Raw genomic sequence first — 23,897 nt, forward strand, 5'->3', positions numbered from 1 at the left:
TTTTCCTGCCCGCTTAGTTAATAATAGCGCGGCGCGCCACCACGGTTTTGCCAATCGGCGCCAGGCTTAACATCGCCAGCTTTAAATGCTGGATGCCAAAGGGTATGCCGATGATGCTGATAAAGCAGACTATAGCATGGCCTAAATGGCCCAGTGCCAGCCAGAAGCCAAACAATAAAAACCAGATAATATTACCCAGGGTGCCTAAAGTACCGGTGCCGATATCATCATAACGGTTAATATAACGCCGGTTTACTACATCCTGGCCAAACGGCCAGAACGCCATTTCGCCAATTACAAAACAACTGCGTCCAAACGGAATACCGATAATACTGATAAAGCATAACAAACCCACCAACCACCACAACAGCCCCATCACAAAGCCACCCAGCACAAACCACAGGATATTAAATAGTAATCTGAACACGCTCATCTGTTGCCCTTACCCTATAAAAAATATTATTTAATAAAGCATTAAGCAGAAAACAGGCCAAAATTATTGTTAATTAAATCAATTGATTATGTATTATTGGTCAGTAGTCAGATCGTAAAGATGCCAAGTTTTAGCAAAACTCACTATTCAGCACTTGCTTTTATACTGTGCGGCGCCTAGTATAAATACTGTGTGCTGCACAGTATGTGTCACACAGTACACTTTGCTCAGTGCTCAGTGCTCAGTGCTCAGTGCACTTAGCTTGGTAAAAGAAGGATAGCTTATGACAACGGCTCAATTAGACAAAATGCGGCTGGAACTGCGCCGAGGGGTGCTGGTACTGGCAGTGCTGGCAGCACTGCGTGAGCGCCACTACGGCTACTCGCTGCGCCGGCACTTGCAAGACGCTGGCATCGATATTGACGAGGGTACCTTATACCCTTTGGTGCGACGGCTGGCCGATCAGGGCTTGCTAGAGAGCGAATGGCAGCAGGGAGAAGGACGGGAACGTCGCTATTACCTGTTATCTGAGCTGGGTGCAGAATTGCTGCAACAACTTACCCAGGAATGGACCACCTTAAACAATGCACTGGGGCCACTGTTGCAGCCAGAGCAGACTATGCCAGCGAACCAAGCAGAGGAGCAAACCTAATGGAATTAGTTAACCGTTATATCGCGGCAGTACAGCGCGAGTTACCTGAACAAAAACGCCAGGAAATAGGCCGGGAACTGCATGCCAATATTCTGGATCAACTTGATGCCATGGCTGAACAACAGGAAAGTGAACTGACCGGGCAACAGGTTGCTGAGGTACTGAAAACAATGGGCCATCCCAGGCAGGTCGCCCGCCAGTTCTGCCCGCCAGCACCGTTGATACCTGAATGGTTAATGCCGTTATATAAACACACCCTGTTGATGGTGCTGGGCGTGTTGCTTGTGCTGCAGGTGGTGTTTATGACCAGAATTTGGTTAACAGGCTCTGACATCGGGCTGTTGCTGTTTATCAAGGGGCTGGCATCGGGCTTTATTGAAGATGCGGTGTTTGCTTTTACTGCTGTAACGGTCGGTTTTGCTGTGGCTTTCAACGGTAAACAGCCTGGTTCATGTAATACCAGTAGCCAGTGGCAACCTCAAGACTTACCGCCCGTTGGCGCTGGCTGGCAGCATATTAGTCTGAATGACATTTTTTCAGATTTGGCTACTTACGCTTTTCTGTTGCTGATAATCTGGTTTCCGCTTTGGCAACAGGTGGATGCCGGAGCAGAGCCGGGCGGTGAGGTTTTTAGTCAGTTGGCGTTAGTGATGCTGATGTGGTTCAGCCCGGTTATTGTGCTGGGGATGGCGAGTAGTTTATGGCAGTTGCGCCGTCGTATCTGGAGCAAACCTATGTTACAGCTGAACATAGGGGTTAATCTGGCTTTTGCATTGATGTTCATCCTGCTGGCTGTGTCCGGGCCACTGTTGCAGCTTGATGTTGAGCGTTGGGAGCGTTACTTCAGCCCGGATGCATTCCAAAATAGTATCAGACTAAGCTTAGTTATTATTGCCCTGTTTCCTGGCTATGAGGTAGTACGTGATACGCTACGTCTGCGGCGCTTTTCCACAAGCTAAATAGCTAACGGTGTTTGGGTAAGATAAAGCCCTGCCAGGTTAAACCTGGCAGGGCTTTTTTGTAGCAGGGGTAGCTATAACAGTTGCTTAGTACTGCTGTTGCTTCCGGTTGTCACGCACCAGCCACCAGATCAACCAGACAAATAACAGCAAAGGAGCCAGGGTAACCACTGCCGTAATGCCAATAGCAAATACCGCTGCGACCAGACCAATCAGAATAGCGAATACTGAGCCGACAATAGCCAGGATAGTTGGCAAACAGTAAATGCCTAATGCCACAGCTAAAATAATTACGATAGTTTTGTTCATGATATTTTTCCTTTTTGATGTAATAGCAATAAGGTATCAAGAGCTATGCCAGAATTAATTAATTTTTATAAACAATAACTTAATTGAAATTTTGAAATTTGGTGCTGCCGGGTTTTTCTTTTCAGTAGTGGTTTTAACCAAATAGTGGTGAAACTATTATGCTGGAGAGGCAATAAGGAAAGGCAATAAAAAAAGCTGTCAGAGTTTGACAGCTTTTGATGATAGCGATGTTTTGGCTACAGTTTGTTGATTTGATCTTTAAGCTGATAGGATTTATCCGTAACGATACTTTCCAGGGTGCTGACCCGCTCTTTCAGCCGATGCACTTCAGTTTGCAGCGCTTCCAGCTCACCTTTGCCGGCTTTGCCTTTAGTTTTCATATGCACTTCGTAGCCTGCGTAGACAAAACCACCAACAATGGCAATAGCGGCAATTTCAAATGGTCCCATGATGTTCTCCCTTTTTTTAATTAGTTTATGCTGAAAAGCAAGGCTGATGCCATTGTTATAATTGTTATGTAAATCAATTTATTAAATTGTCTTAATTGCTGTGGCCGTAGCGCAAAGCTTAAAAGTTTAGTCAATATCACCAGATAGTAGTGGTAAACTTGCAGCAGGTGTCTGAAAAAATTGTAAGAGTTTATGACCGATCAACAATGGATGGCCAAAGCGCTGCAACTGGCTGCCAAAGCAGAGGAAGCTGGCGAGGTGCCGGTTGGCGCGGTAATTGTTAAAGATAATCTGCTGATTGCGGAAGGCTACAACCAGATGATTAGCTTAAACGATCCTTCAGCTCATGCTGAAATGCAGGCTGTACGCCAGGCCGGGCAACAGTTGCAAAACTACCGTCTGACTGACTGCACCCTGTATGTCACACTTGAGCCCTGCAGTATGTGTGCTGGTATGCTGGTACATAGCAGGCTGGCTCGCCTGGTATTTGGTGCCAGCGATTATAAAACCGGTGCCGCCGGCTCGGTAATGAATTTAGTGCAACACCCGCAGCTAAACCACCAGCTTGAAGTTATTGGTGGCGTACTGGCAGAAGAGTGTGCCGCCAGATTATCGGCTTTTTTTCAGCGGCGACGGCTGGAAAAAAAAGCAGCAAAACGCGCTGCGGTTAAGCTTGATCCTGACCGGAAAACGCCTGCAGGCCCGGATGATCCTGCATAATGGTCTGATAGTTACGCCGTCTGCGGTGCAGTTTCAGTAAGTCGGTATTTCGTTTTACCCGGCGCCGGCTGGACGTAATGGCAAAGGCACTGAGTTTGCGGCGTTTTAAAGCCGGCTTTTTTCGTTTAAGCATAGTGGACCCGAATTTATTGCTGACGTTGCCAGTGCAACGTTAATATGCGGTTACTATAGAGCTACACAGACCGGACAACAAGGGTTGGTGTGTTAAAGGGCTTAAAATTAGTGTTCAATTTCCTGTTGTGCTTGCGGTTCTGGCTCTGAAATAGCGGTGTCGGGTAGCAATTGTTCAGTAAGGCGCAAGCGTTGCTGCTCGAGCCGTTGTTCGGCCTGTTGCTTTTCATCCGTCCATACCAGGGTATCATAATAACGGCGGATATTTTCAACATAGGTGACGGCTTCATCGCCTCTGGCATAACCATAGCGGGTATGCTGGTAAACGGCTTTTTGCCGCAGTAGGGGTAAGCGCTGTTTTACTTCCAGCCATTTATCAGGATCTGCACCTTGTTGCTGAGTCAGAATACGGGTATCTTCAACATGGCCCCAACCAACATTGTATGAAGCCAGAGCAAACCAGAGCCGATCTGGCATGTTGATGCGCTCCGGGATCCGACTGACTAAGCGTTGTAAATAGCGACTGCCGCCACTGATACTCTGTTCCGGATCGAGCCGGCTGCTAACACCCATTTGCTTGGCTGTTGGTAATGTCAACATCATCAGGCCGCGCACCCCGGTTGGACTGCGGGCTTTCGGATCCCAGTGTGATTCCTGATAGGATAGCGCCGCCAGTAAACGCCAGTCCAGCTCACCGGCATACTGGATAAACAGGTCTTTGTAATCGGGCAGAGTCTGGCTGATGGCATCGATGTATTGCAGGGTGTCGACATAATCGAACTGACTAACATGACCAAAATAACGGTCTTCCAGGGTAATTAACTCGCCACTTTGATAAATGTTGCCAAAAAACTCAATTAACACCGCCAGCAGCGAGTCGTCATTGCTATCAGCCAGCAACCAGGCAACAGGCAGATTATCGCTGACGGTAAAACCAATACTTAAATTAGGATAAAAGCGGCGGTTAATAGCCAGTTGGTTAGAGTCAGTAAGGGTATAGGGAATTTTGCCATCAACTACCAGTTGCAGCACATCGTCGGCGTCGAGATCTTTTTGCTCACGCCATTGCAGGTTAGGGTGGTCTTTACTTAGTCTGTCCAGAGTCTGGGCATGGCTGCTATCCTGAATAACCACAATCGGCTCGGTAATATCATCCAGCGAACGCGGCCAGTCATCACCCTGCCGGAATACCAGTAACTCGCTGATCCAGCGATATGCCGGTGCCGCGCGATACCGGCTTAGCCGTTGTGGGGTGAGAGTTAAACCACCGGCAATAAAATCTACCTGGCCGGTATCGAGTTTTTGTAGCAGCTCATCTAAGTGGTAGCTTGGGAATAGCTGAAGTTCAACTTCCAAACGATGTGCCAGGGTCTGGGCCAGCTCGTATTCAAAGCCGGTGGGGCCATCAACCCCAATAAAGTAGCTGGTTGGGCCATGTAATAAGCCAACCCGCAAAGTGTTGCGCTGATGAATTGTGTCTAGCTGTGATGTGTGTTCTGCCTCCGGCGCACATGCGCTAAGCAGGCAAACCAGCAGCCAGAAAAGCACTCTTAGTTGCATGCCGAACCTGAAATTTACTACCCTGGAGACTGTTATATCAAACTTAAGCGGGGCAGTCAGTTTTTTCACATACCACTTAGCGCCAAATTTCTTTATAATGGCGCGCTTAAATCAGCTTCCATCGTCGCTCAACCAACGGAAACCTAGCCTATGTTGATCCTGCGTGGTGCACCTGCACTGTCCGAATTCCGAATTGCCAAGTTACTTGACCAATGTGCTGAACGCACTTTGCCGGTAATTACAATTTACGCCGAGTATATGCACTTTGCTGAAAACAGCGCTGCCCTGAGCAGCGACGAGCAAAGCACCCTGGATAAACTGTTAACTTACGGCCCGGCTATTGCCAGTCATGAGCCAGTTGGCCAGTTACTGTTGGTTACCCCTCGTCCGGGTACTATTTCGCCCTGGTCGTCTAAAGCCAGTGACATTGCTCATAATTGTGGCCTGAGTAAAATCAGGCGGCTGGAGCGAGGTATTGCTTATTACATTGAAAGCAGCCGCAGTTTAACTGATAGTGAACTACATACTGTCAGTGGCTTACTGCATGACAGGATGATGGAAGTGGTGTTTACCGAGTTCAGCCAGGCAGAGGCATTATTTCAGCATGCAGCTCCTGCGGGTTTAAGCTCTGTTGATATTATTAACGGCGGTCGTCAGGCGCTGGCAGATGCTAATATGGCAATGGGCCTGGCACTGGCCGATGATGAAATTGACTATCTGGTCGTTAATTTTCAACAGCTCGGCCGCAACCCGAACGATATTGAACTCTATATGTTTGCCCAGGCCAACTCTGAACACTGCCGGCATAAAATTTTTAACGCCGACTGGACCATAGACGGCGTTGTCCAGCCAAAATCCTTGTTCAAAATGATAAAAAATACCTTTGAGCACACCCCGGATTATGTGCTCTCTGCTTATAAAGATAACGCTGCAGTTATGACTGGCTCTACCGCTGGCCGCTTTTTCCCGGTGCCTGGCAGCGGCGAATATAACTACCATCATGAAGATATTCATATTCTGATGAAAGTGGAAACCCACAACCATCCAACAGCTATCTCGCCTTACCCGGGCGCGGCGACCGGTTCTGGTGGTGAAATTCGTGACGAAGGTGCTACTGGTGTCGGTTCGAAACCCAAAGCAGGCCTGGTGGGTTTCTCTGTGTCTAACTTACGGATCCCTGGTTTTGAGCAGCCGTGGGAAACCGATTTTGGTAAACCAGAGCGGATTGTCAGTGCGCTGGATATTATGCTGGAGGGACCGCTCGGTGGAGCGGCCTTTAACAACGAATTTGGCCGGCCGGCAATTAATGGTTATTTCCGTACTTATGAAGAAAAAGTAACCAGCCACAACGGCGAAGAAGTACGTGGCTACCATAAACCTATTATGATCGCAGGTGGCCTGGGTAATATCCGCGCCAATCATGTGCAAAAAGGTGAGTTACCACCGGGTGCCAAGCTGGTGGTATTAGGTGGTCCTGCCATGAACATTGGTTTAGGTGGTGGTGCCGCGTCATCGATGGCTTCGGGCCAGTCGGCAGAAGACCTTGATTTTGCCTCAGTACAACGGGAAAACCCGGAAATTGAACGGCGTTGTCAGGAAGTGATAGACCGCTGCTGGCAGCTGGGTAGCGATAACCCGATTTGTTTTATCCATGACGTTGGCGCCGGTGGCTTATCGAATGCTTTCCCTGAACTGGTAAACGATGGCGGTGTCGGTGGTAAGTTTGAACTGCGCAACGTGCCGAATGATGAGCCGGGCATGTCACCATTGCAAATATGGTGTAACGAGTCGCAGGAGCGCTACGTGATGGCCATTGTGCCGGAAAAAATGGCGGTGTTTGAGCAAATATGTCAACGCGAGCGTGCACCCTACGCCGTTGTGGGCGAGGCAACCAGTGAACAACATCTTACCTTAACCGATAAGCATTTTGGTAACACCCCAATTGATTTACCGCTGAGCGTCTTGCTGGGCAAAGCACCGAAAATGCATCGCGATGTGCAAAGTGCCAAAGCCGTTAGTCAGCCTCTGAACCGTGACGGCATCACTATTGCTGATGCCGCTGAGCGCCTGCTGCGCCTGCCGGCGATTGCTGAGAAAACCTTTCTGGTGACCATTGGCGATCGTACTGTAACCGGCCTGGTGGCGCGTGATCAGATGGTTGGACCCTGGCAGGTGCCGGTAGCCAACTGTGGTATTACTGCGGCCAGCTATGATACCTATCATGGCGAGGCGATGGCGATGGGCGAGCGTACGCCAGTCGCTTTGCTGGATTTTGCCGCTTCAGCCCGGCTGGCGGTAGCTGAAGCTATTACCAATATTGCCTGTAGTGATATTGGCGATTTGAAACGGATTAAACTGTCGGCCAACTGGATGTCAGCAGCCGGCCACCCCGGTGAAGATGCCGGCTTATACGCCGCTGTAAAAGCCATTGGCGAAGAGTTATGCCCGGCGCTTGAGGTCACCATTCCGGTGGGCAAAGACTCGATGTCGATGAAAACCAAATGGCAGCAAAATGGTGCAGAGCAAGCCGTAACATCGCCAATGTCGCTGGTGATCACCGCCTTTGGCCGGGTAGAAGATATCCGCAAAACTGTTACGCCGCAGCTGCGCACCGACAGAGGTGATACCAGCCTGCTGCTTATCGATTTAGGCCAGGGGGCCAACCGTTTAGGTGGCTCTTGTTTAACTCAGGTGTATAAGCAACTGGGCGACATTGCCGCCGACTTAGACAGCCCGGAGCTGCTGCTTAATTTATTTGCTGCTGTGCAGCAACTGATCCGTGAGCAAAAACTGCTGGCCTATCACGACCGTTCCGACGGTGGCTTATTTGTCACTCTGGCGGAAATGGCTTTTGCCGGCAAAGCTGGTTTTAACGCCGATATCAGTAACCTGGGCGATGACGATTTAGCCGTGCTGTTCAGTGAAGAGCCGGGTGTGGTTATTCAGGTAGCCGATAGCGAGTTGGCTTATGTGCAGCAGGTGTTGGCACAGCATAATCTGGCGGCATGCAGCCATACGCTGGGCCCGGTAACGGCCAGTGATCAGCTGATATTCCGCCGTGGTGAGAACGACGTATTCAGTGACAGCCGTGTTCGTTTACGCTGTATCTGGGCTGAAACAACCTATCAGATGCAGGCTTTGCGCGATAACCCGGCAGGTGCTTTGCAGGAATTTACTGGTAAGGCAGATGACACCGATCCGGGCCTGAATGTAAAACTCAGCTTTGATGCCAATGCCGATGTTGCCGCGCCCTTTATTTTAAAAGGTGCTGCGCCGAAAGTGGCTGTTTTACGCGAGCAAGGCGTTAACTCGCATCTTGAGATGGCGGCTGCCTTTAACCGGGCCGGCTTTAGCGCGGTTGATGTCCATATGAGCGATATTCTCGCTGGCCGGGTAAAACTCAGCGACTTTAACGGTTTAGCCGCCTGCGGTGGTTTCTCGTATGGTGATGTGCTGGGTGCCGGTGAAGGCTGGGCCAAATCAGTATTGTTCAATGATATCGCCCGGGCTCAGTTTGCGGCGTTTTTCGAGCGGCCAACTACCTTCTCGCTGGGAGTCTGTAATGGCTGTCAGATGATGTCGAATTTAAAAACGCTGATCCCGGGTGCCGAGCTATGGCCGCATTTTGTTCGCAATAAGTCAGAACGGTTTGAAGCGCGCTTCAGCCTGGTGGAGATTCAGCAAAGCCCGTCGTTGTTCTTTAGTGGCATGGCGGGCTCACGGATGCCAATTGCAGTATCCCATGGTGAAGGCCATGCCGAGTTTGCCAGCCGCGAGGCCTTTGCTAAGGCCAACCACAGTGGCACCGTGGCGATGCGCTTTGTTGATAACTTTGGTAAGATTACTGAGCAATATCCGGCTAACCCGAATGGCTCGCCTGCCGGTATTACCGCGCTTACCACCACTGATGGCCGGGTCAGTATTATGATGCCGCACCCGGAGCGGGTGTTCCGCACCGTTGCTAACTCCTGGCACCCGGATGAGTGGCAGGAAGACAGCCCATGGATGCGGATGTTCCGTAACGCCAGGGTATGGCTGGGATAAGTTAGCGTCCACATTAATAAAAAACCCTGCGCTTGCAGGGTTTTTTTATGACGGTAGTTTTAATTTAGGCTGCTGGATTGTTACCGGTTACAAGGTCCAGCGCAGGCCTATCATAGCAACATAAGGGTCAATACTAACATTGACACTTTGCACGGTGTTGCCATTAACCTGCACCCGGCCGGTGGTATCAATATCCATTTTACTCAGCATCAGATGCAGCCCAAGCGTATCACTTAATTTAACGTTAACGCCGGCCTGCAGTGCCAGACCAAAAGAGCTTTTCAGCTTCAGGCTTACCACATCATTAGCGCCGGTAACACTTAAGGCGTCCAATGCGCCTTCAAGCTGACCATCAACCTGCTCGTCAAAAAACACGGTGTAGTTAACACCAATACCAACAAAAGGATCAAAGGTCTGACTTTCAGGCATAAAATGATACTGCGCCAGCAGGGTAGGTGGCAGATGCTTGGTTTTACCTACTTTCAGGCCGTCAATCGCAGAGCCCTTGACTGAAATATCATGACTGAATGGCGTGGCAGCAATCAGTTGTACTGCCCAGTTTGGCTTAATCCGGTAGTCAAAGGTCAGGCCTAACTGGGTGTTGCTGTTAACAGCCAATGCTGTCGAGCCATTCGGTAAGCCAGCGACTTGCTCAATCACGTTTAAGCTGGAACTGCTGTCATCCGGCGCAACATTAATGGCGCCAATATTGATAGCAAAATCAGCATAGGCTGGCGCAGCAGCTAGCACAGAGATCAGAGGAATAGCGATTAAAGAAGTTTTCATAAGGTGCTCCACAGTTTAGTTATGGAGCAATTGTGCACTTTGGTCAGAACAGAATATTGGCCTGGATCAATAAAAAACCGGCGTTTTTGAAATTCAGCCGGTTACTTTGTTCTGTATCAATATTTTGTATCTATAAAAAGTGAGCAAACTACCTGTTATGCATTATTGACTTTGCTACATTAGCCCCTTTAAGAAGGCTACCACACTGCGCCCCAGCGCACTTAATGCATAACCGCCCTCCAGCATGGCAACTACCCGGCCTTGGCAGTGCTTATTTGCGACGGTTTTCAGCTCGGTCGCCAACCAATGGTAGTCTTCCTCGCGCAGCATAAAGTGCGCCATATCATCTTCGGCATGGCCATCAAAACCGGCTGATACCAGAATAAGTTCTGGCGCAAAGGCATCCAGTGCCGGCAGCCATTCACTGCTGACTGCAGCCCGCCACTGGCTGGCTTTGCAGCCACCTGGCAGTGGTAAATTAATAATATGATCGGATACAGTATCGGCACCGGTATGCGGATACAGCGGATATTCGAAAGAAGAGCAAAATAGGACCCGGGGTTCGTTTTTGAAAATATCTTCAGTGCCGTTACCGTGGTGCACGTCAAAATCGACGATTGCCACCCGCTTCAGCGAATACTGATTCAGCGCATATTCGGCCGCAATAGCGATATTATTAAAAAAACAAAAGCCCATGGCCTGATCATGCGTTGCATGGTGGCCGGGCGGTCGGATAGCGCAAAAAGCTTGTTTATCGCTGGCCTGCATCACGTCATCAACTGCATTAATACCGCTACCTGCAGCGTAAAGTGCTGCCTGCAGGGTTTTGGACATCATCTGGGTATCTGGATCGAGCCAGATATGACCATCCGCCGGTGCTTTAGCATACAGCTCGCTGACATACCGGGTACTGTGAGCCCGGCACAAGTCGGTTTTGCTGGCGGGGCTGGCATCTTTTTGTTGCAGCACATAATCGAGCCCGGAGCGGATCAACTGGTCGTTGATCGCATCAAGCCGCGCCGGGCATTCCGGATGGTCATCACCGGCAACATGCTGGCGACAAATGGCATGGCTAAAAATCGTTATGGCCATCAGCTGGCTCCTTCTGCTGGCACGGCAGCTAACTCAAGTTCCAAAAATACTTCTGTTGGGTCGTCATAACCCTGGCGTTTAAAACCGGCTTTGGTAAATACACTAAGCATCGGTTTATTTTCAGCCCGGACATAGGCGGTCATTTTGCTTAGCTTACGACTGCCGGCGATGTCTATCATCTGCTGCAACAGCCGTTTTGCCATACCTTTACCCTGATGTTTTTCCCGGGTAACAAAGGCCACTTCGCAGCTGTTATTTGTTTTAATCAGGTAATAGCGGCCAACGGCCTGAATTTCTACCACTGAGCCTTTTTGCTTCACGATACAAAGGGCTAAATCCTGGGTTTGATCAACACTGACCAATGTGCAGGATTTCTCCCGGCTCATCTGGGTGGGCACTGTGTTGTAGCGCATTTGCAGGGTTTCTTTGGTATGAGAGTAGAAAAACTCCTGCAACCGGCGTTCATCCGACGGGTTCAAAGGGCGCAAATCGAAGCTTTCCCCATTTATCTGGAGTTCTTTAAAGCCTACGGCACCAAGCTCGGCCACTTCAACCGGGGTTTGTAGCTGATAATGGGGGACCCAGTAGAACTTGCGGACCTCGGCCAGCAGTTGGCTGCGAAACTTTGGGTGAGCCACTCTGATCAGCTCCAGAGCCCGCTCACGGACACTTTTACCACGTAGTGAGGCCACCCCAAATTCAGTAACCACATAATGGACATGACCGCGGCTGGTTACTACGCCTGCACCCTCGCGAATATGCGGTACTATCCTGGAGATAGTGCCATTTTTAGCCGTAGAGGGCAGGGCGATAATGGGTTTGCCGCCGCTGCTCATGGATGCGCCTCTGCTAAAGTCGACCTGGCCGCCAATCCCACTGTAAAATTGATGACCAATTGAATCTGACACCACCTGGCCGGTTAAATCGACCTCGATGGCGCTGTTGATTGCGACCATCTTATCGTTACGGGCAATATTGGCCGGCGAATTAACATATTCGCTGGGGTAAAAGCCGATATGTGGATTCTGATCAACAAACTGATACAACGCCTTACTACCAATGCAAAAACTGACCACGCTTTTACCCGGGTGAAAGGTTTTGCGCCGGTTGTTAATCACGCCTTTTTTAATGAGTTCCAGCACGCCATCGGTGATCATTTCGCTGTGCAGCCCCAAATCCTTGTGGTTGCTCAGATAGCGGGTGACCGCGGCGCAAATACGGCCAACGCCAAGCTGGACGGTGGCGCCATCTTCGACCAGCAGTGACACATACTGGCCAATCCGTTCGGTACGGGCGTCAAGCTCTGGCATGGCTGCTTCAGGCAGTGCCTGATCGGCATAATAAAAGGTGTCGATATCATCCCGGTGAATAAAAGACTGACCGAAGGTAATTGGCATTTGCGGGTTAACCTGAGCAATAACAGTTTTTGCTGCTTTGGCGGCTGCTGCGACCACATCTACCGACACACCTAGCGAATGATAACCATGCTCATCAGCCGGGCTTACCATAATCAGCGCAGCATCTAGTGGCAGTACCCCGTCGGTAAACAAGGCCGGGATATCGGTCATAAAACAGGGGGTATAGTCGGCCCGGCCTTCGGCAACTGCCCGGCGGATTTTTTCGCCACCAATAAAGAAGGTGTTTACCTTAAACAAGTGCTGATATTGCGGCTCGGCCCATTTATTATCGGCCAGGGTAACCAGCTGGACAATTTCAATATCGTGCAGGCTATTGGCATGGTTGATCAGATCGTCAATTAGCGCGGTGGGCACAGCGGCATGCGAACCGATAAAAATGCGGTTGCCGGATTTCAGTAGTTTCTGCCAGTTTAGCGGCGCGGTGGCCATAGAAACGTTGCCTTTATTTTATTCAATAGTTTTACTGTAAAACACTGTCCGGCTTAGTGCCAGCCCCAACTTTAGTCGCAGCTTAGCGGGGACTATGTTAAGACGTAAAAAACCGGCCAGGCATTACTGCCATGGCCGGTATCTGTCGCGGGCCGCCAAGCACATTACTGAATGCTGCGTGACTCGCGGCTGGTGCTCACTTCACGACTGACAACAGGTGCGGCACGTTGAGGTTGTGCTGCTGGCCGCTGTATTTGCTGCACAGGCCGTTGCGGTTGCACCTGACGTTGCGGCTGCACTTGTGGCTGAACCTGACGTTGCGGCTGCACTTGTGGCTGAACCTGACGTTGCGGCTGGCTGCGCTGAACCTGTGGCTCAGGCCGTTGAACCGGCGTTATCCGTTGCTCTGGTCGTGCTTGCTGCTGGCGTACCAGTTGTTGCCGCTCAGAGCTTGTTGGTGCTGAGGTTTCCATTGGCCGTGCTATTGTGGTCCTGGCAGGCTGGCGTTCAGTCTGTTGCCGGATAGCATGCTGCTCACGATTATTAAGCTGAGCACGTTCTGCCTGCTCCACGCGCTCAATCCGCTCTGCCCGCTGCTGGCCATTCAGCTGACGACTGGCTGTTGCTGCCGGGGCCTGGCGTAAATTAACCTGTTCAGCGGTACGACGCTGCATTGCAGGGCGTTGCATTTCAGTGTGTTCACGACTTTGCTGCTTAACATTGTTCTGGTTAACATTGTACTGATCACGATGCTGCTGCTCACGACGCTTGCCTGTTTCTGCCCGGTATTCTTTAGTAACCTGCCGGGCATAGCCAAAGTTATGCTGCCGGTTTAATACTTCGTGCCGGTAATGCACACCGCGTCTGTGGTAGCTGTTATGCTGCCAGCGGCGGGCGTCGGTATAGTGTTTGGTACGCGACGGGTAGTAGCGCGGTGGCTTATGATAATAGTGATGATTAACCACTATATGGTGATGATGCCAGTCAAAAATACTGAAATAAAACGATGGCCTCACCGTAAAGCTCGGGCCCCAGTAAAAGTGACTGCTAACGTGAAAACCACGGGGGGCATGCCAGTAAACAGGAGGGTAAGCTGACCACCACCAGTTGCCATACACGACCCGGGTGTCGTAGTAAGGCACGTAAATCACTTCAGGCCGGCGTGGCTCAATAATAATCACCTCACGCTCGCGCTGCACTGTCAGGTGTTTCATTTTGTTTAATGAGCCGTGCTGATAGGCGCGCTCACGCAGTTGCTGAATACTGGCCAGCACAGCTGCTTCATCGGTTAAAAACATTTCACCGAGCTGCTGGGTCCAGTCCAGATCCTCACTAAGTCGTTGCAGTAAATCAGGAAATGCAACCAGCGCTTTAACGCTGGGCTCCCAGTCCTCGCTGGCAACGGCTTGCACCGCTGCATCACCGCTTAAGTCGGGATTACGTGCTGACCAGCGGGCGGCCTGTACTACCTCCAACGGGTAGGTTGCAGCGATCAGCACATGAGTCAGGACGGTATCCGGATACAACGCCACCGGCGCAAGTAGCTGGTCCAGTTCTGCCTGGACCAGGGTATCAGTAGCTTTAGCATTAAAACTAAAGACCAATAACACACTCAGTAGCAGGGCTTTGAAGTTTACACTGGTGCTATACATAGTGGTTTCCTCCACAGTGGGCGGTATTGCCGCCAACCGCGTTGACGACATTTTTACACAAGTATAGTGGTTATAGGTGGCTGAGACTTAATGCTACCTGAACTTCGTTTATTCTTTTCACAGCCTTTACTTAAAGCTCAGGTTAGATAGCGGGCCTGTTTGGCTGGTTTTAATTGTTGCAGATCCACCAGCACCAGGCCATCGACACAGTCGGCAAAGGCCGGATCGGTGCTGAACGCCAGGAAGCTGACACCACCGGGCTGACACAATTCGCTGTATTGCTTGTATAAGGTAGGCACGTTCAGGCCCATATTAGCCAGCAGGTGCTTTAATTGAATAAAGTCGGCACTGTAATCGGTACCGCTGAATTGATGCTGCAAGCTTTGCTGTTGCTCAGGCGATAACAGGTAGGGTTGGTTAGCAAGCGCCGCAGAGCTATTCGCTCCAAAGTACAGCGTGTAAAAATAGACCAGCAGATCGCGCGCTGTTTGCGGGTAACTGGCAGAAATACTGACTGCCCCGAATAAATACCGAACTTGCGGGTTATGCTGTAAATAAGCGCCAATGCCATACCACAAGTAATCGAGGCTGCGTTTACCCCAGTAACGCGGCTGAATAAAGCTGCGGCCAAGCTCCAGCCCTTGTTCTAAGTAGGGTTGCATCGCCTGGTTATAATGAAACAAACTGGCTGTATATAAACCTTCCACACCTGTGTTTGCAATTACCTCTGCACTGGGAACAAGCCGGTAAGCACCCACCATTTCCAGCTCAGTCGGGTCCCATAAAATTAAGTGATGATAGTAGCTGTCGTATTTGTCAATGTCCCGCTTATTACCGGTGCCTTCACCAACCGCCCGAAAAGCCAGTTCGCGTAAGCGGCCAATTTCCCGCATCAGTGCCGAACTTTGCTGATGGTAATACAGATAAATCAGCTTGCCATCACTGGTGGTGCCAAGCTGCTGGCATTTTGCCAGATCTGCCTTTAGCGCACTGCGTGGTTCCGGATGGGCAATGGTACTTTGCGTTCGCAACAGCGGCGCTTTGTCTTTCGCCAACCGGTACAGATGCTTCTTAAACAGTTTTAACTGTTCTTTAGCAGGCAGTGGCAGTTGGCCGTAACTGTCGAAGGGAATTTGCTCACCAATTCGCATAGTGATGTTTTTACGTTGTTGCTTAAACATCTCCTGCACCAGCAGCATAGTAGCCAAAGGCTTGTACAGCATTGACGCGCCGTAGAACAAAGCTGAATTTCTGCCATCAATATAAATGGGTAAAATGGGGGCCTTGGCTGCGCTGGCAAAGCGTAAAAAACCGTTGTGCCACTTGCCATCACGCACGCCATTTGGCTTCAGACGAGATACCTCACCTGCCGGAAACAGCACCAGGGCACCTTCTTGTTGTAAATGCTTTCTTATCTCGCTTAAACGGCCCCGTTCGGTGCCACCTTCCATATTATTTACCGGTAGTAATAAACTGTGCAATGCGGTCACTGACATTAATAACTGGTTGGCAATAATCTTTACATCGGGCCTGATATCGCTGATCAGTTTAATCAGCGCCAGACCATCTAATGAACCTATAGGATGGTTAGCGATGATGACCACTTTGCCGCTGGCGGGGATCCTGGCAATTTCATTGTCGCGGGCACTATAGCTGAAGTTAAAGTAGTCCAGCACCTGTTCCACAAAATCCAGGCCCTGCAGGTGGGGGTATTGCTGGCTGAAAGCGGCAAACTCTTGCTCGTGCAGTAAATAGCTCAGCGCACCTTTTACTGGCTTATACAGCCAGGGTTTACCGGTGATCCCAGGCATTTGTTGCTGAATAACCTGTTCGACATTAAACATAAAACCTCCCGCATAATGCCGGTTCAACGGCCTTTTTCAGCAGGCTAACCGCAGAATGTGACAGCGGCGCGACAGTTTTATGGCAGTTTACGGAAGTTTGCTGTAGTCGCAACCTATGCTATGTTTGCGCTAGAATAAGTTATCACTCCTTTTCAGCAACTTAAGCGGAATTGTCTATGAGTATTGCCCTGATCATCCCTGATCGGAAGCTGGATGATTTACAATATCGGCTGCAGCAAGCCCTGCCGCAAACCCGGATAGAGATCTGGCCTGAGCTTTACGATCCAGCAGAGGTTGAATTTGCCGTGGTTTGGCGCCAACCGCATGGTTGTTTAAATGGCCTGGTTAACTTAAAGGCTATTCAGTGTTTTGGTGCCGGGGTCGATTCCATCCTCTCTGACCCGACTTTGCCAGATTTACCAATAAGCAGAATTGTGGACCCTGCCTTAACTGCTGCGATGATCGGTTACCTTGACGGTGTGATGAGCTATTACCGATTGCAGCTAGACATGTTTAGTCGCCAGCAACAACAGTCTTTATGGCGGCCAAAAAGCCCGCGCAAGCTCAGTCGTATTACTATTTTGGGCCTGGGCGAGCTGGGCAGTGCAGTCGCCAGCCATTTTTGCCAACAGGGCTATCAGCTGGCTGGCTGGGCCCGGAGCGGTAAAAGCCTGCAAGATATACAATGCTTTGCCGGAGATGAGCAGTTGCATCATGCTGTTGCTGCGGCAGATGTTATTATTTGTCTGCTACCTCTGACCCCCTCAACTGAAAACCTGCTGGGCCGGGATTTTTTTCAAGCATTAAAACCCGGCGCTATTTTTATTAATGTCGCCAGGGGGGCCATCGTTGATGACACCGCGTTACTTGCTGCTCTGGACCACGGGCCACTGGGTGCTGCTTGTCTGGATGTATTCCGGCAGGAACCATTACCGCCGGCCAGCCCGCTGTGGCAACATCCGGCGGTGTTGATCACGCCGCATGTCTCGGCGGTAACAAATGTTGCAACAGTGGTCAGTCAGATTGCAGAAAACTACCGGCGCGCGCAGCAAGGTACCGGCTTACTTAACCCGGTAGATTTGGTCAGAGGCTACTAACTGGTTAAAAACACAGTTATTGTAAATTTGTCACAAGTTCACTACACTCAACGTCGGTTTTAGGTAACTTAGACTGAAATCATAATAAAAAGAATAAAATGCGTCATTGAGGTATGTTATGAGTAAAGCGTCCAGTCGTGGTTTTGGCTTTACTGCAATCGCTGTCGTTGTGTGTCTAATGGCACTGTCAGCGTTTCTGACCAAAGCCGAAGCGGCCTGGTTGTTAATCTGAACGGTTAATTATACTTAAGGCTGCAGGAAAAGATTCGGTCAAGTGGAATGACCAAACAGCAAGGGGTTAGGGTTGTTATCGGTGCAAGCCGGTTATTAGCCCTGACCCCTTGATGCTTTAAGACGCACTACTTTAACCCTTAGTGTGACGCTCCCGATTCTGCCGTTTTTGCTCCGCATTCTTTTGTAACAATACGTAGGTAGCGCTGTATCCGCCATGCTGACGCTGAGCGGTATGCGCTGCCAGCACTGCGGGTAACTGCGGCAGCCATTTAAATACGTAGCTGCGTAATATTGCCGGATGCGGTTTGCTGTTACGGCCCATGCCATGATGAATTAACAACGTACGGATGCCGCGTTTATGGCAGTCTTCAATAAAATGCAATAGTTGACTGCGGGCTTCGGTCAGAGTTTTACCCAACATGTTAAGGGTGGCATCCAGCTGGTACTTACCCAGCCGTAAATTTCGATATACCCCTCGTTGGACACCATCTTTGCAGAATGCAAAAGGGTCATCCGGCTTTACTAAATCAACATATTCCATGCTTAGATAGTTCGGATCATACTCCATTTCCAGTTCTGCTGCTTTGCGTCGCGCCTGTTGGGCTAAGGTAGGACTGAATTCGGTTTGTTGGCGCACTTCATCTTGCGACAAAGGTTTAACATCCGTCATTTCCTGCAGAAACAGGTCAAGTTCATTATCTTGCATAAGCCGGCTCCAACTGCCCCAATGTGTGCGTCGCGCGGCTTAGTATAGCTTGTCAGCCGATCTGAAAAAAGCCTGGCTAATAAGCTTATTGCCTGTTGTCAGTTTTCTGTAGTCAGTGTCGCTGGGTTTGTTCCAGGCAGCTCGCTGGCAATGCGCGCTTTTCTGCGGGCACTGGCAAACCGCACTAAGTAATAGGCATTAATCAATAAAACCAGCAGATTAGAAATAACCCCCTGTGGTATTGCAATATGGCTGTAATAAACAAATAACAGGCTGCAACCTATTAATGTGGCTAATCTAAGCCAGAATACATCTTTAATAAAAAAAGCACCGATACAAATGGTTAAACCAATCCAACTTATAATGTCATATAGCATATTTTCCATATCGTACCGCCATAACGCCAACTGCAAGGGCGCGCATTATGCGTAGTGGCCAACATTTCATCAACTGAGTAATTTTACTGTTTAAGCATTATATATTTTAATGGATGAGATGGTGTTATAAAGGGATGTTTAAGTTAACAATATGATTTATAGGGCTTAGTATCTTGTTCTTCCCTAGTAAAGCTAATCCTGTAATTGCAGCAAACTTACTGTTGTTTAAAAAATGTGCAAAATGCTGTCGGGCTTCTATACTTGAGAAAGTTGTGCTGGTTGATATTTAAAGGTGATGCTGTGTTACCAACTAAAATATATGAACCTTTACCCTACAGTTATATGTTCGCTGGTTTAGTCAGTATGATGTTATTGCCATCGATGCTTGGCGTGCTATCAGGTGCACTATTGTTCCTGGCTGGTGCTCTGGTATGGATTGTGCGCTCAGAGCACAGGCGGGTGGATCAAGTTTATGCGGATCGAAAAAACGGGCCGGTACCATTTTGGGGTTATGAGTTGTTGCCTTTTGCCTGTGTGTTAACGTCGCTGACTATTTTTGTATTACCGTTAAGTCAGTTTTATTATCCATCAGCAGTTATTCTGCTGATAGTGGGGTTACAGTTATGGGTTACCCGCAACTTGCAGCGCCGGCATCGCCCGGCGCTGCTGAATTAACTGCGAAAACTATAACGACTATCGCTTTACTCTCTTAAGTCAATGTTACTATTGGCAATGGAACGGGTCATAATCAGCCAGGCCTGTAAATTTTGTTGCAGTGCAGTCGGGTCAATCTTATCCAGAGTGTCGTTTGGCGTGTGATGGTAATCAAAGTAATCGGTACCATCCTGTTGTAACGAGGCAACCGGCACGCCGAGTGCTTTTAGCACTGAGACATCCGGCCCGCCAGACGCCGTATTTGTTCCTGTTTCTATACCGAGGTGCTTCAGCTGCTGTTGGATATCAGCACCAAAAGTCAGTGCCTGTTCACCAAAACCGGTATCAAAACGCCAGATACGGCCAGCTCCAAAATCTGACTCAGAGGCAAATACATGGTTCTTCAAATCAGCAGCGTGGCGCGCAGCATAGGCACGGGCACCAATTAAACCACCTTCTTCATTACCAAATAGCACTACCCGGATAGTGCGCTCTGGCCGTTGTTGTTTCAACAACGCCGCAGTTGCCATAACCAGTCCAACACCGGCGCCATCATCCAGAGCGCCAGTTCCCTCATCCCAGGAATCAATGTGTGCGCTAATCAGGACTATCTCATCAGGCCGCTTGCTGCCGGTAATTTCTGCAATGACATTATGGCTGGTCACTTCACCTGGCAGGTTATTTTGCATATGCAAGCTCAGGCTGGTTTCCGGGTTTATTGCCAGCATTTTACTAAGTTGCTGGGCATCAGGCACCGAAATAGCGGCTGCGGCGATCCTTGGTACATCTTCTGAGTAACGCATAATGCCGGTGTGGGCAAAGCGATTATTGCTGGTGCCAACTGAACGGATAATAATAGCGCTGGCACCCAGCTTAGCTGCTTCTACGGCGCCCTGAGCCCGGGCACCGACAACCTGGCCATAAAAGCTACCGCGAATGTCTTTGCGTAAAGTCTGATTAATGAAAACAATTTTGTCTTTTACTGTTGCAGGGTCGGCTTGTTGCAGTTGCTGCAGATTGTCGAACATTACTACCTGACTGGTAATGCCGTCAAAAGGGGTGCCAACGGAGCCGCCAAGAGCGGTTAATACCAGTGCCTGGTTAAAGGGAGCTTCAACCCGCAGGCTGGCATTACCCCGTTCCCAGTATTGCATGGTAAAGGGTTCGGTCCATACTTTATCAAAACCCAGTTGTTTAAACTTCTGTTCAGCCCAGGCAACGGCGCGGGCATCCGCTTCACTGCCAGCCAGGCGAGGACCAACTTCTACTGTTAATGATTCCACCAGTTTATAAGCCAGATCATTATTCAGTTCTAACTGGTTCGCCAGTGTACTGCTGCTTGCGGCAAAGGTTGCCGCCGCTACTATTGTTGTTAGCCACAATTTCATCTTATCATTCTGCCTTAGTGTTGTTACATTATCGGGACTTTAGCATGCTTTTAATTAACGCCCTAGCAGTGGGCGGTGAAATACATTTTGCTCAGGATAAGGCTTGTGGCCAAAAGCTTATCTATTAAATTTTCGGCAATCAGGTGTCAGGGCTGCATGCTCAACAATCTTATATTTCAGGATTATTGACAGGCGGCACCACCTTTAGTTAGCTTTTCTTGATATTCAGCTGCCAGACATTAACGATAAGGTATTATTGAGACGTTTTAAACAACTGGATAGGCAGGCGCTGATATTTATGGTGCCAGCACAGTCAAGTTGAGAAAATCTTGAGGATGCGATTGCCGCTCGCGCTAACGCTTTATGTAGTGAAACCGTTTTCGGCAAAACGAATATGTAATTTGGTATAGTCACTCCAGCTTTAACTGAGAATGCTGGTTTTGCTTATTTAGTGTTCGTTTAATGTTTTATCTTGTTAAACAAGAATGATTATCTTGTCGCATTCTGGTCTAATCGGTAATAATCAGCCAAATACAGAAAGTCAGAGAAATGAAAATGAACTTGAATGACATGCTGGATAATTCAGCACAAGCAGTGAAACTGTTAAAAGCTGTGTCGAATGAGCGACGTTTAATAATTCTATGCCACTTGCTGGAAGGCGAACTGTCGGTTGGGGATATTAATGACAAATTAGATTTAAGTCAGTCTGCGCTATCTCAGCATCTGGCATTACTTCGCCGGCATAAGCTGGTTAAAACCCGTAAAGTCGCGCAAACTGTGTATTACAGATTAAGCAGTGAAGAAGCAGAGAAGCTTATTGCCTTAATGCATAAATTGTATTGCAGTTAACGTGTTATAAACACCAACAAAAAAGCCAGCTTGCGCTGGCTTTTTTGTTGGTCACTACCAATTAAGCAGCTTTCAATGCCTTAACATGCGCATTTAAACGAGCTTTATGACGTGCTGCTTTGTTCTTATGGATCAGGCCTTTAGCCGCCATACGATCAATTACAGGTACCATTTTGTTGAACGCTTCAGTTGAAGCGGTTACGTCAGCAGTTAATACCGCTGCGTAGGTTTTCTTGATGAAAGTACGCATCATAGAACGTTGACTGGCGTTTTGCTGACGACGTTTTTCTGATTGAATTGCGCGCTTCTTAGCAGACTTAATGTTAGCCAAGGTAACACTCCTAAAAACTAAAACCGGACTCTTTAAAGGCCGCATAATATGCCTATTTAATGGCCCGTTGTCAAATGCTTTAACGTGAAAAGGCAGGAATTAAATTGTTGTAGCTACTGGTAATCGGTAGCGATAACGGGCCAAAATAGCTTTGGCGCGATTAAAGGAGTAGCGGGTGTCGGGAAAATTATTAAAATCTGGTCTGATTGTCAGTGCTATGACGCTGATTTCACGGGTATTAGGTTTGGTCCGTGATGTAGTTGTGGCAAATTTTGTTGGTGCAGGAGCGGCTGCCGATGTGTTCTTTTTTGCCAACCGGATCCCTAACTTTTTACGACGATTGTTTGCTGAAGGCGCTTTTTCACAAGCTTTTGTACCGGTACTCAGCGAGGTAAAAGCGCAGCATGGCGATGATGCTGTGCGTGAGCTTGTTGCCAAAGTAGCAGGCACCCTTGGGGTAATTGTTACCATAGTCACCCTGTTTGGTGTGGTAGCCTCGCCGGTTATTGCTTTGTTATTCGGTATGGGCTGGTTTATTGAATGGCTGAATGACGGGCCTGATGCCCAAAAGTTTGAGCTGGCCAGTCTGATGCTGAAAATTACCTTCCCTTATCTGTGGTTTATCAGTCTGGTGGCGCTTAGCGGTGCGGTGCTCAATACCTACAACCGGTTTGCAGTAGCCGCTTTTACCCCGGTATTTTTAAATATTGCCATTATTTGCTCGGCACTGTATCTGGCGCCAGAGCTTGAAGAGCCCGCAATGGCGCTGGCCTGGGGCGTGTTTATCGGTGGCCTGGTGCAATTGTTGTTTCAGCTGCCGTTTCTGGCCAAAGCCGGGTTGCTGGTGATGCCAAAGTGGGGCTGGCGCGACCCGAACGTGAAAAAAATCCGCACCTTAATGTTGCCGGCATTATTTGGCGTATCGGTAAGCCAGATTAATTTATTGCTGGATACCGTGATTGCCTCGTTTTTACTAACAGGTGCGGTTAGCTGGCTGTACTATTCTGACCGGCTGATTGAATTTCCTTTGGGCTTATTTGGTATTGCCATTGCCACAGTTATTCTGCCTAATTTGTCGCGTCATCATGCCAGTGCCAGCGACGCTAAATTTCGCCACACTCTGGACTGGGCCATCCGTTTTGTGGCGATGTTTGGTTTACCGGCGATGGCAGCGCTGATCGTGCTGGCGCAACCCATTATTATGTTGCTGTTTATGCGTGGGGAATTTAGCCAGAACGATGTAATGATGGTGTCGTACAGCCTGATGGCCTATGCCACCGGCTTGTTAAGCTTTATGTTGATTAAGGTACTGGCACCGGGTTTTTATGCCCGGCAGGATATTAAAACGCCGGTACGGATTGGCATTATTGCCATGGTGGCCAATATGGCGTTTAACCTGATGCTGGCGCCATGGCTCAGCTATGTTGGTCTTGCCCTGGCGACCGCCTTATCGGCCAGCTTAAATGCTTATTTACTATACCGGGGGCTGGTGTTAGCCGGGGTATTCCAGTTTAGCAAAACCAGCTGGATTTTTTTGGCGAAGATTGCCCTGGCAAGTACAATAATGGCAACAGGCTTATACTGGCTAAGTCCGCCTTTTGTCAGCTGGCTGGCTCTTGACTTCTGGGCTCAGGCCGGCCGGCTGGCAATATTGTGTGTGTTGGGTATTGTCAGCTATTTTGCCATGTTATGGTTGCTGGGGGTGCGGCTATCCCATTTTCGAGTGCAAACTATTGCTGAAAGCAATTAAGTTAGTGGTTATAATGCCGCGTTTATATGCAG

22 protein-coding genes are annotated in these 23,897 nt (G+C 49.1%); 8 read left to right on the forward strand and 14 right to left on the reverse strand.

What is annotated here, in order from left to right:
* Positions 1–13: 13 nt before the first annotated feature.
* Complete coding sequence (locus H141_RS0114875; RefSeq protein WP_019677075.1) at positions 14–433, reverse strand: YccF domain-containing protein; 420 nt, start codon at positions 431–433, stop codon at positions 14–16.
* Between the two features lie 283 nt (positions 434–716).
* On the opposite strand from H141_RS0114875, the gene H141_RS0114880 reads away from it, so the two are divergent.
* Positions 717–1,085, forward strand: a complete 369-nt coding sequence (locus H141_RS0114880; RefSeq protein ID WP_019677076.1) for a PadR family transcriptional regulator — start codon at positions 717–719, stop codon at positions 1,083–1,085.
* Positions 1,085–2,044: an HAAS signaling domain-containing protein gene (locus tag H141_RS0114885; protein ID WP_019677077.1), complete on the forward strand. Its 960-nt coding sequence runs from the start codon at positions 1,085–1,087 to the stop codon at positions 2,042–2,044. The genes H141_RS0114880 and H141_RS0114885 overlap by 1 nt, the downstream gene beginning before the upstream one ends.
* Before the next feature lie 87 nt (positions 2,045–2,131).
* On the opposite strand, the gene H141_RS0114890 is transcribed toward H141_RS0114885, so the two are convergent.
* Together H141_RS0114890 and H141_RS0114895 are read right to left on the reverse strand one after the other, a co-directional pair.
* A complete protein-coding gene (locus tag H141_RS0114890; protein WP_019677078.1) occupies positions 2,132–2,353 on the reverse strand; it encodes a hypothetical protein in 222 nt (73 codons plus the stop codon).
* A gap of 236 nt (positions 2,354–2,589) precedes the next feature.
* Positions 2,590–2,802 carry a hypothetical protein gene (locus H141_RS0114895; RefSeq protein WP_019677079.1) on the reverse strand — a complete coding sequence of 71 codons (213 nt, stop codon included), beginning with the start codon at positions 2,800–2,802 and terminating at the stop codon, positions 2,590–2,592.
* Between the two features lie 192 nt (positions 2,803–2,994).
* Between H141_RS0114895 and tadA the strand changes: the two genes are divergently transcribed.
* Positions 2,995–3,522, forward strand: a complete 528-nt coding sequence (tadA, locus tag H141_RS20370; RefSeq protein WP_019677080.1) for a tRNA adenosine(34) deaminase TadA — start codon at positions 2,995–2,997, stop codon at positions 3,520–3,522.
* On the opposite strand, the gene H141_RS20375 is transcribed toward tadA, so the two are convergent.
* Both H141_RS20375 and mltF read right to left on the reverse strand, forming a co-directional pair.
* Entirely contained in the window at positions 3,470–3,655 is a 186-nt protein-coding gene (locus H141_RS20375; RefSeq protein WP_019677081.1) for a hypothetical protein, read from the reverse strand. The genes tadA and H141_RS20375 overlap by 53 nt on opposite strands.
* A 107-nt stretch (positions 3,656–3,762) precedes the next feature.
* On the reverse strand, positions 3,763–5,214 hold the full coding sequence (gene mltF / locus H141_RS0114910) for a membrane-bound lytic murein transglycosylase MltF (RefSeq protein WP_019677082.1): 1,452 nt from the start codon (positions 5,212–5,214) through the stop codon (positions 3,763–3,765).
* A gap of 150 nt (positions 5,215–5,364) precedes the next feature.
* Here mltF and purL point away from each other — a divergent pair, with 150 nt between their 5' ends.
* Complete coding sequence (gene purL / locus H141_RS0114915) at positions 5,365–9,258, forward strand: phosphoribosylformylglycinamidine synthase (protein WP_019677083.1); 3,894 nt, start codon at positions 5,365–5,367, stop codon at positions 9,256–9,258.
* Between the two features lie 87 nt (positions 9,259–9,345).
* On the opposite strand, the gene H141_RS0114920 is transcribed toward purL, so the two are convergent.
* From H141_RS0114920 to olsF, 5 genes are all read right to left on the reverse strand, one after another.
* The gene (locus H141_RS0114920) at positions 9,346–10,044 is read right to left on the reverse strand and encodes an OmpW/AlkL family protein (protein WP_019677084.1); all 699 of its coding nucleotides are present in this window, start codon (positions 10,042–10,044) and stop codon (positions 9,346–9,348) included.
* A gap of 174 nt (positions 10,045–10,218) precedes the next feature.
* Entirely contained in the window at positions 10,219–11,136 is a 918-nt protein-coding gene (locus H141_RS0114925) for a histone deacetylase family protein (RefSeq protein WP_019677085.1), read from the reverse strand.
* Positions 11,136–12,983 (reverse strand): bifunctional acetyl-CoA hydrolase/transferase family protein/GNAT family N-acetyltransferase, encoded by a 1,848-nt coding sequence (locus H141_RS0114930; protein ID WP_019677086.1) that lies wholly within the window; start codon positions 12,981–12,983, stop codon positions 11,136–11,138. The genes H141_RS0114925 and H141_RS0114930 overlap by 1 nt, the downstream gene beginning before the upstream one ends.
* Positions 12,984–13,147: 164 nt before the next feature.
* Positions 13,148–14,635: a DUF3300 domain-containing protein gene (locus H141_RS20380; protein WP_019677087.1), complete on the reverse strand. Its 1,488-nt coding sequence runs from the start codon at positions 14,633–14,635 to the stop codon at positions 13,148–13,150.
* A 137-nt stretch (positions 14,636–14,772) separates the two neighbouring features.
* Positions 14,773–16,479: a bifunctional ornithine lipid synthase OlsF gene (olsF, locus tag H141_RS0114940; RefSeq protein ID WP_019677088.1), complete on the reverse strand. Its 1,707-nt coding sequence runs from the start codon at positions 16,477–16,479 to the stop codon at positions 14,773–14,775.
* A gap of 176 nt (positions 16,480–16,655) precedes the next feature.
* Here olsF and H141_RS0114945 point away from each other — a divergent pair, with 176 nt between their 5' ends.
* The gene (locus H141_RS0114945) at positions 16,656–17,576 is read left to right on the forward strand and encodes a 2-hydroxyacid dehydrogenase (RefSeq protein WP_019677089.1); all 921 of its coding nucleotides are present in this window, start codon (positions 16,656–16,658) and stop codon (positions 17,574–17,576) included.
* A gap of 364 nt (positions 17,577–17,940) precedes the next feature.
* On the opposite strand, the gene smrA is transcribed toward H141_RS0114945, so the two are convergent.
* Positions 17,941–18,516, reverse strand: coding sequence for a DNA endonuclease SmrA (gene smrA, locus H141_RS0114955; RefSeq protein WP_019677091.1), 576 nt, complete (start codon positions 18,514–18,516; stop codon positions 17,941–17,943).
* Positions 18,517–18,614: 98 nt separating this feature from the next.
* Positions 18,615–18,902 (reverse strand): hypothetical protein, encoded by a 288-nt coding sequence (locus tag H141_RS20385; RefSeq protein WP_019677092.1) that lies wholly within the window; start codon positions 18,900–18,902, stop codon positions 18,615–18,617.
* A gap of 291 nt (positions 18,903–19,193) precedes the next feature.
* On the opposite strand from H141_RS20385, the gene H141_RS20390 reads away from it, so the two are divergent.
* Positions 19,194–19,568 carry a hypothetical protein gene (locus H141_RS20390; protein ID WP_157610952.1) on the forward strand — a complete coding sequence of 125 codons (375 nt, stop codon included), beginning with the start codon at positions 19,194–19,196 and terminating at the stop codon, positions 19,566–19,568.
* Between the two features lie 26 nt (positions 19,569–19,594).
* Here H141_RS20390 and H141_RS0114970 read toward each other — a convergent pair whose 3' ends face one another.
* The gene (locus tag H141_RS0114970) at positions 19,595–20,935 is read right to left on the reverse strand and encodes a M20/M25/M40 family metallo-hydrolase (protein WP_019677094.1); all 1,341 of its coding nucleotides are present in this window, start codon (positions 20,933–20,935) and stop codon (positions 19,595–19,597) included.
* A 549-nt stretch (positions 20,936–21,484) separates the two neighbouring features.
* On the opposite strand from H141_RS0114970, the gene H141_RS0114975 reads away from it, so the two are divergent.
* Entirely contained in the window at positions 21,485–21,784 is a 300-nt protein-coding gene (locus H141_RS0114975) for an ArsR/SmtB family transcription factor (protein WP_019677095.1), read from the forward strand.
* 61 nt (positions 21,785–21,845) lie between these two features.
* Here the strand turns inward: H141_RS0114975 and rpsT are convergent, their stop codons facing one another.
* The gene (rpsT, locus tag H141_RS0114980) at positions 21,846–22,115 is read right to left on the reverse strand and encodes a 30S ribosomal protein S20 (protein WP_019677096.1); all 270 of its coding nucleotides are present in this window, start codon (positions 22,113–22,115) and stop codon (positions 21,846–21,848) included.
* Between the two features lie 175 nt (positions 22,116–22,290).
* Between rpsT and murJ the strand changes: the two genes are divergently transcribed.
* Positions 22,291–23,865 carry a murein biosynthesis integral membrane protein MurJ gene (gene murJ / locus H141_RS0114985; RefSeq protein WP_019677097.1) on the forward strand — a complete coding sequence of 525 codons (1,575 nt, stop codon included), beginning with the start codon at positions 22,291–22,293 and terminating at the stop codon, positions 23,863–23,865.
* Positions 23,866–23,897 lie beyond the last annotated feature (32 nt).

This window comes from Arsukibacterium perlucidum DSM 18276 (genome assembly GCF_000382165.1).
Lineage (GTDB): Bacteria > Pseudomonadota > Gammaproteobacteria > Enterobacterales > Alteromonadaceae > Alishewanella > Alishewanella perlucidum.